This is a genomic window from Rhodococcus sp. EPR-157, from assembly GCF_001647195.1.
In the GTDB taxonomy this organism is placed as follows: Bacteria; Actinomycetota; Actinomycetes; order Mycobacteriales; family Mycobacteriaceae; genus Rhodococcoides.
In genome coordinates this window covers 1-11474 of the sequence record NZ_LVCV01000419.1, presented here as the reverse complement: position 1 = coordinate 11474, position 11474 = coordinate 1, and the positions used below count along the sequence as shown (strand labels likewise).

General features: G+C 60.4%; 9 protein-coding genes, 1 tRNA gene and 2 pseudogenes. 8 read left to right on the top strand and 4 right to left on the bottom strand.

From position 1 onward, the window contains the following. The 6 genes and pseudogenes from eno to A2J03_RS19585 form a co-directional block, all read left to right on the top strand. A pseudogene (eno, locus tag A2J03_RS19610) lies at positions 1-323 on the top strand (phosphopyruvate hydratase); the annotation flags it as partial. Between the two features lie 28 nt (positions 324-351). Next, complete coding sequence (locus A2J03_RS19605) at positions 352-1032, top strand: FtsB family cell division protein (RefSeq protein WP_068377310.1); 681 nt, start codon at positions 352-354, stop codon at positions 1030-1032. Then, entirely contained in the window at positions 1029-1556 is a 528-nt protein-coding gene (locus A2J03_RS19600) for a DUF501 domain-containing protein (RefSeq protein ID WP_068377307.1), read from the top strand. Before A2J03_RS19605 ends, A2J03_RS19600 begins: the two co-directional genes overlap by 4 nt. Then, the gene (locus tag A2J03_RS19595) at positions 1553-2494 is read left to right on the top strand and encodes a Ppx/GppA phosphatase family protein (protein WP_068377306.1); all 942 of its coding nucleotides are present in this window, start codon (positions 1553-1555) and stop codon (positions 2492-2494) included. Before A2J03_RS19600 ends, A2J03_RS19595 begins: the two co-directional genes overlap by 4 nt. A gap of 130 nt (positions 2495-2624) precedes the next feature. Continuing rightward, positions 2625-4061: a short-chain fatty acid transporter gene (locus A2J03_RS19590; protein WP_068377305.1), complete on the top strand. Its 1437-nt coding sequence runs from the start codon at positions 2625-2627 to the stop codon at positions 4059-4061. Between the two features lie 44 nt (positions 4062-4105). Then, a tRNA-Leu gene (locus A2J03_RS19585) sits at positions 4106-4182 on the top strand. A gap of 11 nt (positions 4183-4193) precedes the next feature. On the opposite strand, the gene A2J03_RS19580 is transcribed toward A2J03_RS19585, so the two are convergent. From A2J03_RS19580 to A2J03_RS19560, 3 genes and pseudogenes are all read right to left on the bottom strand, one after another. Continuing rightward, a complete protein-coding gene (locus A2J03_RS19580; protein ID WP_068377303.1) occupies positions 4194-5387 on the bottom strand; it encodes a site-specific integrase in 1194 nt (397 codons plus the stop codon). Positions 5388-5640: 253 nt separating this feature from the next. Next, positions 5641-6878: pseudogene (istA, locus tag A2J03_RS19570) on the bottom strand (IS21 family transposase); the annotation flags it as partial. 844 nt (positions 6879-7722) lie between these two features. Further along, positions 7723-7974: a hypothetical protein gene (locus A2J03_RS19560; protein WP_068377292.1), complete on the bottom strand. Its 252-nt coding sequence runs from the start codon at positions 7972-7974 to the stop codon at positions 7723-7725. Between the two features lie 299 nt (positions 7975-8273). On the opposite strand from A2J03_RS19560, the gene A2J03_RS19555 reads away from it, so the two are divergent. Together A2J03_RS19555 and A2J03_RS19550 are read left to right on the top strand one after the other, a co-directional pair. After that, on the top strand, positions 8274-8954 hold the full coding sequence (locus tag A2J03_RS19555) for a hypothetical protein (protein ID WP_068377290.1): 681 nt from the start codon (positions 8274-8276) through the stop codon (positions 8952-8954). Positions 8955-9476: 522 nt separating this feature from the next. Further along, positions 9477-10577, top strand: a complete 1101-nt coding sequence (locus A2J03_RS19550; RefSeq protein ID WP_068377288.1) for a hypothetical protein — start codon at positions 9477-9479, stop codon at positions 10575-10577. 225 nt (positions 10578-10802) lie between these two features. Here A2J03_RS19550 and A2J03_RS19545 read toward each other — a convergent pair. Continuing rightward, a partial coding sequence (locus A2J03_RS19545) for a nucleotide-binding domain-containing protein (protein ID WP_231912622.1) occupies positions 10803-11474 on the bottom strand: 672 nt, incomplete at its 5' end.

The following is an 11474-nucleotide window of genomic DNA, read 5'->3' as shown; positions in this document are numbered from 1 at the left end:
ACGGCATCGTCAAGGGTGCTGCCAATGCGCTGCTGGTGAAGGTCAACCAGATCGGCACGCTCACCGAGACCCTCGACGCGGTCGAGCTCGCGCATCGCAACGGCTACAAGACGATGATGAGCCACCGTTCCGGCGAGACCGAGGACACCACCATCGCTGACCTGGCAGTTGCCGTCGGCAGCGGACAGATCAAGACCGGTGCCCCGGCTCGGAGCGAGCGCGTCGCCAAGTACAACCAGTTGCTGAGAATCGAAGAAGCTCTCGGTGACGCGGCGCGTTACTCGGGCGAGCTGGCTTTCCCCCGGTTCAATTACGAGGGATAGTTTCGAGCTCTTTCTGTGAAGGTGGGACATGGCGGCACGACGAGGACGACCTGGGACAAGTCCGAACGGACGTGATCCCGGGCCTCGTGGCCGCAAGTCATCTCGCAGTCGGTCGACGGGAGCTGCGTCGGGAGACCAACGCAGCTCCGGTCAGCCGGCGCCCGAACCGTCGGACCAGGCGCGTGACGCGGTCGTCGCTGGACGCGCGGCGCCCCGGCGGGTCAGTGCTCGCGCCTCCTCGGGCGGTGGCGAGCGGACGTTCTTCGGACTGTCGACGGCACGAGCGGTCATCCTCGCTGTCGTGGTGTGCGCGCTGGCGTTGACGCTTGCGATGCCGCTGCGGACGTATTTCTCGCAGCGTGCCGAGCTCGAACAGGTGGCCGCGGAGCATGACGACCTCCAAGAAGAGGTCGCCGCTCTCGAACTCGAGAAGACCCAACTCAACGATCCGACGCGCATCGCAGCCGAGGCGCGTACTCGTCTGCGATGGGTTATGCCAGGTGAGACGCCGTACACGGTGCAACTCCCCGGAGACGTCGGGCCCACAGACGAGGAAATAGAAGCAGCCAAGAAGTCAGAGGGTCCCTGGTATCGGGATCTCTGGGAATCAGCAGTACAACCGCAGGAGAGTGCTACGGAGGAGGCGGTACCCCCGCCTGCCATCGTTCCGGCTCCTGCGCCAGCAATAGAAGGAGGACCGGTCGGGTGAGCTCGCCTGTCTCGCAAGAAGACCTCGATGCAGTGGCGGCCCAGCTCGGACGGGAACCCCGTGGCGTGCTCGAGATTGCATATCGATCCCCGGACGGTCGCCCCGGCGTCGTGAAAACCGCCCCCAAGCTGCCGGACGGCACTCCGTTCCCGACACTGTTCTATCTGACGGATCCCCGGCTGACGGCCGAGGCGAGCCGTCAGGAATCCGCCGGTGTCATGCGTGAGATGACCGAGCGTCTTGGTACCGATTCGGAGTTGGCTGCCGGCTATCGCCGCGCCCACGAGTCCTACCTCGCCGAACGCAACGAAATCGAGTCCCTCGACACCGATTTCACCGGTGGCGGGATGCCTGATCGCGTCAAGTGCCTGCATGTTCTCATCGCGCATTCACTCGCCAAGGGACCTGGTCTCAACCCGCTCGGTGACGAGTCGGTGGCGCTCGCCGCTGAAACATCGTTGCGCGGCACTGCAATTCCGGCCGACTGGCCCACCATTGCTGAACTACGCGGAGAGACTTCATGACTCGGGTAGCTGCCATCGATTGCGGTACCAACTCGATCAGGCTGTTGATCGCCGATATCAAGGACGGTGTGCTCACCGACGTCGTTCGCGAGATGCGGGTGGTACGTCTCGGACAGGGTGTGGATGCGACGGGTTCCTTTGCGCCCGAGGCGATCGAGCGCACGCGCGTGGCACTCGACGAATACGCCGGCATGATCCGCGAGAGTGGTGCATCGGCGCTGCGGATGGTCGCGACGTCCGCCACGCGGGATGCGTCGAACCGTGAGGATTTCTTCGCGATGACGCGCGCCATCCTCGATCCCATCGTGCCCGGTTCGGTGGCTGAGGTCATCACCGGCGACGAGGAAGCACGGTTGTCGTTCGCGGGTGCCGTCGGCGAACTCGATGCTGCTGGTGCGCCTTTCGTGGTCGTCGACCTCGGTGGCGGTTCTACCGAGCTGGTGCTCGGTGATGCGAAGGGTGTTCGTGCCGCATTCTCGGCGAACATCGGCTGCGTCCGGTTGACCGAACGATTCCTGCACAGTGATCCGCCCACCGCCGACGAGATCGCCGGAGCGAGAGCGTACGCGCGGGAAAAGCTGTACGAGGCGTTCGAGGATGTGCCGATCGGCGATGCGTCGAGCTGGGTCGGGGTTGCCGGAACCATGACGACGATTGCCGCGATCGCGTCGGGTCTGCAGGAGTACGACGCCGAGAAAGTGCACCTGACGCGTGTGCCGTTCAGTGAGCTGTTCGAGGTCTGCGACAGGCTCGTCCATATGACGCGCGAACAACGAGCGGCGTTGGGCCCCATGCATCCTGGACGGGTCGACGTCATCGGTGGCGGATCGATCGTGTGCAGTGTGCTCGCAGAGGAGTTCGAGCGTCGCGGTGCTGTGAGCACGCTGGTGGTCAGCGAGCACGACATTCTCGACGGGATTGCCCTGTCGGTGAAGTAGCCGTATTCGAATGGCCTGCAGATCTGCAGGCCGTGCCTGCGGTGATGCGCCTTGCATCACGGCGTCTATCGGTGAAGCCTTGACGATTGTGGCTGGCATCACAGCACTCTCGCCGAGGTAAGGATCACCGATGACGACACGTGATACGCAGGCACCACCGGAAAAGGGACTCGCGCGCGCTGCGCAAGCCCTGGCCCGAGCGACCGAGAAGTGGTTTCCCGACGCCTATATCTTCGCGCTGGTAGGCGTCATCGTCGTGGCGGTCGCCGCGTTCGCGAACGGATCGTCGCCGCAGAACGTGGTGGACGCCTTCGGCAACGGCTTCTGGGATCTGACGGCGTTCACGCTGCAGATGGCGATGGTGGTGTTGACCGGGTACGTGGTCGCGACGTCGCCGCCCGTCGCTCGGCTGATCACCCGCCTGGCTTTGATACCCAAGAGTCCCAGCAGTGCCGTGAGTTTCGTGGCGCTGCTGTCGTGTTCGGTGTCGTTTCTGAACTGGGGACTGAGCCTCGTCTTCAGTGGTCTTCTTGCTCGTGCGATTGCGCGTCGTGACGATCTTCGGGTCGACTACCGCGCGCTGGGTGCGGCCGCGTTCATGGGTCTCGGTGCGGTGTGGGCGCTCGGAATGTCCTCGTCCGCAGCGCAGTTGCAGGCGACTGCCGCGTCGTTGCCTCCGACCTTGCTGTCGGTCACCGGGGTACTCGATTTCGGCAAGACCATCTTCACGTGGCAGTCGTTGGTGACGTGCCTGATCATCACCGTGATCACCGTCGTCATCGCGCACCTGTCGGCGCCCAAGGGTGCAGCGATCAAGACCGCGGAAAGTATGGAGGTCGATCTCGACGACACCATCAAGGCGCCGGCTCCTCGTACGAGGCCAGGCGAATGGTTGGAGTACAGCCGAATCCTGCCGCTGCTCGTCGGTGCGATGACGCTGGGTTGGCTTGTCTCGCAACTGTTGACGTTGTCGGTGCTGTCCGTGGTCAGTTCCCTGAACGGCTACCTGCTGGTGTTCCTCATGCTGGGTCTGGTGCTGCACGGAACGCCGAGGCGATTCCTGGATGCGGTCACCAGGGCTGTTCCGGCGACCGCGGGCATTCTGGTGCAGTTTCCGTTGTATGCGTCGATGGCCGCCATCCTGACCAAGGCGGAAGGTAGGGGAGGCGTCACGATCTCCGAGCATCTGGCGAACTTCTTCACCGACATCAGCAGCGGCGGGGGATTCGCCGTGGTCATCGCCGTCTACACCGTGATTCTGGGGCTGTTCGTGCCTTCCGGCGGCGGCAAGTGGCTCGTCGAGGCGCCGTACGTCATGCAGTCGGCGACGGATGTGCAGATGAACCTCGGCTGGACCGTCCAGATCTACAACGTCGCCGAAGCTCTGCCGAACCTGATCAACCCGTTCTTCATGCTTCCGCTGCTGGCGGTGCTGGGTCTGCGAGCCCGTGATCTCATCGGATTCACGTTCCTGCAGTTCATCTTCCACTTCCCGGTGGTTCTGCTGCTCGTCTGGCTGCTCGGCATGACCTTCGAGTTCGTGCCGCCGGTGATCCCTGGGCAGTAGGAGACCGATATGATCGTCACCGCCGGAGCCCAGCTCCAGTGGTGGCCCCTATAGCCCAATTGGCAGAGGCAGCGGACTTAAAATCCGCACAGTGTCGGTTCGAGTCCGACTGGGGGCACCAGGTCAGAGGGGTTATTTGTCCTTCGGAACGTTGTCACCGACTGAAGTTGTCACAGGAATTGTCACACCTCGCTGATAACTCGTTGACGCAACCAGTAGAGCATCGTCCTGGCTGTGGATGTACGTGGCCATAGTGAAGGCGGCTGACGAGTGACCCAACCAGGCGGCGATCACCACGGTGGGTACGTTCCTCATGTGCATGAGACTGCCGCACGAATGACGCGCGTCATGCAAGCGAACCCGATCAATACTCAACTCACGCAGCAGCTTTCGCCATCTGAAAGTCAGCAGATTAGGGTGATAGGGACGCCCATCGCTGTCACAAGCGATGTAGTCACTGTCCGCATACGAGGCGCTGGCGAACCGTTCCTGTAGTTGCAACGCGTGAGCTTCCCTGAGCGCGTCTAAGACCTCGTCGGGCATAGGGAGGATTCGTCTGCTTCGACGCGACTTTGGTGTGCCTGTGGTGATCACACGGCCTGACACGACCCTGTTCTCTGTGACCCTCACAGTCTTCGTTTCAAAGTTGACGTGTTCCCACCTAAGCGCCGCGATCTCACCACGACGTAAGCCGTACAGCGCAAGCGCCCATAGGTGACGATCTCTACCGGGATGATCCAGGATCTTGAACATGTCCTCTTCGCTGAGGATTTTCATCTCTGCTTTTTCGCTAGGTAGATGTTCGACTAGCCGTGCGACGTTGCGCTCGACATGACCCTGTCTTTGTTGGCTCTCGACTACCGCCGTGAAGATGCTCAACATGTAGTTGACCGATCGTGGCGACCACTTCTTGTAGCCGGCTTGTTCGCCAGCCCGCAAGCGTTTGACCAGACGGTCTATGTCAGCCTTAGTCAGTTTTTGTACTTCGATGTCACCGAGCACAGCGCACACGGGGGATAGCTTCGACTTGTGCCCGTTGATCGATGTTGGCTTGAGATTGTGCTTTGAGTCGATCCACTGATTGCAGGCTTCACGGACAGTTAGTCTACCAACATGTACGTAGGCGTCTGCCGCGATTGCGGCCTGTATCTGCGACAACTTCTGTCGTGCATCAGCTTCGCTTTTATAGCGCTTCCTGAACTGTTTTCGTTTACCATTTACTTCGCCGGTATCGCACGTCAGTTGATAGCGGACGTTCGGACGACCATTGGTGCGCGTCGATAGTTCGACCCGTTTAATCTGCGGGGGTAGCCATTGTTTAGGCATGATGAACCTTACGTAAGAGTTGCGACGGAACCCCTAATTTTACGGCATCTGGTAAATCGACGTATTCAAAGTTCAAACGGGCGAAGTCACCGTGAAGTTCTATCGCCCACTGGTCGCGCATCCATGCAGCTTCATCAGGTGTGTCGAATGTTCCTATGTAGAGCTTGTCGGTTTTGGCTGCAATCACGGCTGACAATCGGGCGTGGTTCCTACTGACTCCGGTGTAACCAAAAGTACTTATGCGCTTTGCATTGAACGAGTTCTGTCCGTGTGTAGCAATACGTAGGTTGGTACGCCGGTTGTCTAGTCGATCTCCATTTATATGGTCTACCTGCTCCTTCGGTAGGGGCCGGGCGCCGTCGTAGTGCTCGTCGAAGACCGATGCTGTTCCCGGCTGTGCGAGATCATGCTCGGCCAGGAGCTCGCCGGTGGTGGGATCGACGATCACGAGCCGGCCGTCGACCTGTGTGAGCGTCACGGCGCGGCCGATGAACTTCACCGGAACCGAGTAGCGGGCCGAGGCGAACCGGACACACGAGAGGCGGTCGACCTTACGGGTGACCGGTGGTGGCCCGATCTCCATCCGCAGAGAGGGCAACGTGGACAGCAGTTCTCGCTCCGATTCGAGTCGTTCGTCGGGGACCGCGCAGGTTTCCGAATGCACCCGTGCGTTGACTTCTGCGCACCAGATCTTCGCGGCCGCATTCGCAGCGTGGACATCGACGGTGTCGCCCGCAATTCTTGCCTCGGTGAACAACGGGACGGCGAGGTCGCGTTGGGCGTAGCCGACGAGTTTTCCACGACGCCTTTCGATTGCGGGTCGTTGGCGTGGCAGAAGTCCGGTGCGAACCCGTAATGGGTGGCGAACCGAACATACTCGGGGGTTGGGATGACGACGTTCGCGACGACACCGCCTTTGAGGCATGCCATTCGGTCGGCGAGTACTTTCGCCGGGACACCGCCGACCGCGGCGAGCGCTTCGGCGATCAACCCCATTGTGGTGGTTGCTTTCTCGTCGGCGGCGAACGCGACGAACCGCCACCTCGAGTAGGCCATGACAGCGCCGAACAGATGCAGACCGCCGATGACGGCCCAGTCGATGACCAGGTAATCACCCGGAGCCCACACTGCTGGTCGGCGACCGCGGTGGTGCTCGGCTCGCCACTTCGCTTTCTCCTCGGCGACCAGGCGGCGGAAGTTGCGGTCCGACCCGTTGTAGCCGGCGGTGCGGGCAATCGGCAGGATCCGTTTCGCGGAGATCCGGCCTTGGGATTTCTCGACGCGTTCGGTGACCAACTGTGCGACCGCGTCGTAGTTGCGTTCACGTTCGACGCGGGCAGCAGGGCTGTGGCCTGCTTGTTCTGCTTCAAATCGTTCCACGGTGCGTCTGACGGTCTTGTGGGTGGTGCCGCACAGCTCGGCGGCTGCTCGGTACGACCCGACTTGGTTGTAGGTGGAAATGATGTCCATACGGTCCCTCGCAGACTTCAATGGAACTCCCCGGGTGGTGCGGTGTGTGGTTGGCACCTTCACCGTCACCGCTCGGGCCAGAAGTTCCTGATCGACACGACGAACACGGGGTGGGGACTTTTAGTTGGCCACCAGTGGGGACCTCGACCTGGCCACCAGTGGGGACCTCGACCTGGCCACCAGTGGGTACTTTTTCATGGCCACGGACAAGTGTCACAAGTCGGTACGTTCGGACATGGACTGGCCTGGACGGGTATGTGCGAAAACCGTTGCAAATAAACAAATATCGAGTCCACCGAAGTTTGGGTGAATCCAGTCTCAGGGACTTAAAATTCGCACAGTGTCGGTTCGAGTCCGACTGGGGGCACGGAAGTCCATATGGATCCAGAATCTTGGACCAGGACAGCGGTTTTCGGGTGGTATCGTGGACTTCAGCGGCCAACCACGGATCTGAGTGGACCACTGAGGCAGCGGATTTCAGATCCGCGGAGTTCGCCAGTCTACGGGCTAGGATTTGTATTTCCGCAGTTCAGGGGCTCGAGGCTCGTTTGCTTTGGCGCTCGGTGTCACAACGCTGTCACAACTGTCTCATGCGCATCCAGATGGACGTAGGCCGACGTGCGTGGACTCGCCGGCACTTTGGTTCGCCCGATGGGCTCGCTGCAGCACGAACCGCCGACTCTGTCCCCGTCAATGCGCGACCGCGGGAGACCGGCACCGGACCGGCAAGCACCCTATTGGTCGAGACATCAAGATCCTCATCGAGACCGCTCGCAACCGGTGCTGGGGCGGCCGACGTCCTCGAACGCCGCGACGCCGCGACGCTGCTGCTCGGGTTTGCCGGCGCATGCCGACGCAGTGAACGTTAGATCAGCAGTGCGGCGACATCACCCTGCACCGCCTCGACAACCTGAACATCCGGCAGAGGATACGCCGGGTGCAGGTCTTCGCCGACTACGATGGCGGTCGCCACTCTGTCATCACCCGGGCTGCGGAACGCCGAGAATTCGATCGGGCGCCGGTCGAGCAGGACTTCGACGTGGTCCTGCAAAACCTGAGCTGCCTCCGCGAACGCATTGGTGGAGACGGACGATGGGACATCATGGCGGCCGGTCATCGCTCCACAGGCGCCGTGGTGTTCGAATCGTTGCCTGCAGCACCAACGTCTGCGGCGTGCGCCGGGACAATCATCCGGTATGAAATGTGTCGGAAGGCTCCTGATCAATGTACTGGTAACCCTGCACATTCGATTGCTGCATAGTCTCCTGGGTCCACAACGAAGCACACCTCCACCGGACGTGAAGCCGCGTAGTTGCGGCAAGGCAGGCCCAGAAATGACAAGGGTGTAACTTCGGAGTATTCTGGTCTTCTTCGCTTGAAGTCGATCATTCGGTGGAGTATCAGGGAGACTAGGTAGTGAAGGTTGAAGACCTCTTCGTCCACACCCTCATCGACATGGATCAGAAGCTGAGGACCAATCCCAGCGAATACGACCTGTTGAAGGTTTCCGCTCTGCTGCGGCCAATACTGCTGGATAGGCCGCCTCTTCTAGACACTGCGAGCGCCGCCACATCCCTCGCGCCGAAGTTCCGGGTCGTCAAACCCGGACCGACTCCGATCCCGGCCGAGCTCAAGAAGCAGATGGACGAAGCGTGGGCGAAGCTCCACGAGACGCGTCCAGAAATCAAGCGTGTGGATACCGCCGTCGCCCTGCGCTTTGATCTCATGACCGGCCAACTCAGCGACACCGGTAATCCGGGTGACCAGGTAGTAGAGCTGTCGCGTCAAGAATTCCTCAAGGCCAACGTCGGCTTCGTGCTGAACGACTTCGATTACTCCGTTGAGAGCATGTTGCGAGTCGCGGCCAACTCCCTTGGCGGTGTGCACAACGACGGAAAGCCGAACCGCGACAAGCACGCAGAGGAACTGCGCCAGTACATGGAGACTGGCGGGGCAACGTGGTGTGGTCGCACAATGCCCGCTGCCATGATCTTCGAGATTGCACGCTGCACCCTCCGAGCCTGCAAGCCGATTGCTGACGAAATGGCCCGCCTGGGCTGTGCTCCGCTGAGACGGACGACTGGGTATGGTCAATAGATGACGACGGCAACGGCGTCGTCAGGGTCGAATCGGCGTGAGTTGCGTGTGGCACCGAAATCACCGTAGCTGTCATCATCGGTGGCCCTAGCTTTTGGCGGGTGTGGTGAAATCACGTATCGCACCGTCGATTGGAGAAGTGTCGGTTGAGACGGTAGGATGGCTCAGATCTTGACGGAACCCCTTGGTGGACATGGGGTTGAGATAGATACGACAGAGGGTGCGCGGCCGGTCCCTGATTCATCTGATGCAATACACAGTGGTTTACCGGTAACCCCGCATGTCAAGACTCGTCGTATTGCCACTGCTCCTGCCCTGGGTGCAGCAGTGGAGACGGCCATGTTCAGACCGTCGGACGGTAACCCTCCATTGCTACGTTCGGAGGCGGGTTCGGCCGTTGACCAAGGGACGGGTGTCGAGATCGGGTGTCGCGGCAACGTAGACCAGACCGTTAAGGTCAATCCTGGCAGGAGGTACCGATCTCGACGTCTGAGTCCGGCGTTGTCCGGTCTAATAAGAGGCATGACCGTGATCCTGTTCGCCCGCGCAACTAGTGGCTACGTCATTGCATCCGACGGCCGCACGTGTTCGCCCAACTTGCCGAAGCACATCGAGACGGACATCGCCAAAAAGATCCGTTGGTATCACATCGGGGAGGGTGGTTACGTCACTGCCTCCAGTGGCCGGGCCCGGATCGGTGGCGACCCGATCAGCAAAATCGAGGAGAGGATCGTAGATCAATTTGGCGGGAGTATTACGACTCCCGCGCGTTTCATCGCGCACATCATCGACAAACTCAGGGAGTACAACAGGCAACAGAAGTGCGACTGTGCTTCACGGCATCTTGAGTGTGTCTTCCCTACTGAATATTGCTATGTGTGTGGACAAAATTTCGACTGCGGAAACTGCGACGAGATAGATCCAATGTACGCGTGGATAGAGTCGGGAGAGGGAGGGTGTTTGTGCTCGCCCGGCGACGGGCTTTCAGTGTCTACATTTCCCTCGAAATTTCCGACAGGCTGCCGTTGTAAGCCGACTCGTGAGGCTGAACTGTCTTGGCTGTGTGTCCCATTCGGATCTAACGCAGGTGAGGTTGTCAACGCGACCATCTCAAACAAGTTCGAGCCCGTTGCTGACTGCCAGCCCCTCCATCAGGACTTCCTGTTGAAAGGAGAGCTGTTATCGGGGCATCGCTTCGATAAACCTGTGGTCTCCACGACTAAACAGCGCGTCGACGCAGCGAACAGCGAACCACTGGTTGATGTCGCCGCCACTGCGGACATAGTTTGGGGCCTGCTCAGGACCGCATATTCTGAGGCGGCCGACAGCGCCACATTGCGATGGCTGGACGAAGAAGATCTGCGGAGTTGCCAACTGGGCATCGATACCGATAGACCTGACATCACCGTGTCTGAATTGGCAACGGCGATAGAGTCTTACAACGAAATCAGACGCCTGGTCGGTGCTTCGAGCATCGGTGGCACAGCCAGCATAGTAACGATCGACGGCAACGGCGACCCGACGTCCGTGAATACTGAAGACAACTTCGGCTTGCCCGTGACTGTCTGTCCGATCCATCCCGAGGCAGGGGGCCCTTGTCCGCCCGCCGACCAGGATTTCTAATGATGACCGTGCAGAACTAGACTGGCCGAGTTGCAAGACCAACGCGAATTTTGCCCCGGCCGGCGCGCGCCACGCATCCATCAGCCCTGTTCCTCCACGCGGATGCGGCACTGGTGCGAGATCTCGGCGGCGAGTTCCGGGTCGTCCGCGACAGCAGAACTCAACATCTGTGAGCGACGGTGCCGGGCGGGTGCCGCGAGTGCCTTCACATTCGATTGGTGCCGGCTAGATCGCATTCCCGGCTGTCGCGCTGATCGGCACATCGATGCGGTCCCGTGCAACTACGATGCCGTCCTGAATGGCATAGCACTCGACCAGGTGCTTACCGCGGAACGAGGTGCTTTCGTGTCTGCCGTTCACGCGGTTGGGCTCGACGATCTGCCCGCGAATCTTGTTCCGACGCTCGGCTTCGTCGCCTTGGTTGAGCACCTTCCAACGGACGTCATACGGACCCGGGACATCGCACCCAGTGATGGTAAAGTCCAGTCCCTTGTTGGGTAGCAGCAGAGTCTTGGCCCGAAGCAACTCTCGAAGAGATGCTGGACGCCAGCCGTTTTGGGTGACCGTGCAGTCGATCGTGAGCGTGTATCGAATGTCAATCGGGTACTTGTGCTCGACGAACTCTTCGGTGTTGTCGAAAGAGCGTGCTGATTTGACAACGGTCTCAAGTGGCACTGATGTTCCGAAGATTTCTCGCCACTTTTTGTTCGCCGAGGACTTACCCTCGTCAGTGATTGCTTGGAGGCAGCGGTTATACGCTTTCTTAGCCTTCGGCTGGAATCTCACCTTGACGTTCACCCGTTGGTTTGATCTGCCGCGGGGATTTCGGACACTGGAGATGGTTAATTTCAGGCCGCGTTGACGTGCTGCCGGTAAGTGTAGTGGACGTCGTTCGGG

Coding starts and splice junctions, on each gene's coding strand:
- A2J03_RS19605 (WP_068377310.1), top strand. CDS start 352: ATGGCGGCACGACGAGGACGACCTGGGACAAGTCCGAACGGACGTGAT.
- A2J03_RS19595 (WP_068377306.1), top strand. CDS start 1,553: ATGACTCGGGTAGCTGCCATCGATTGCGGTACCAACTCGATCAGGCTG.
- A2J03_RS19590 (WP_068377305.1), top strand. CDS start 2,625: ATGACGACACGTGATACGCAGGCACCACCGGAAAAGGGACTCGCGCGC.
- A2J03_RS19580 (WP_068377303.1), bottom strand. CDS start 5,387: ATGCCTAAACAATGGCTACCCCCGCAGATTAAACGGGTCGAACTATCG.
- A2J03_RS19560 (WP_068377292.1), bottom strand. CDS start 7,974: ATGACCGGCCGCCATGATGTCCCATCGTCCGTCTCCACCAATGCGTTC.
- A2J03_RS19550 (WP_068377288.1), top strand. CDS start 9,477: ATGACCGTGATCCTGTTCGCCCGCGCAACTAGTGGCTACGTCATTGCA.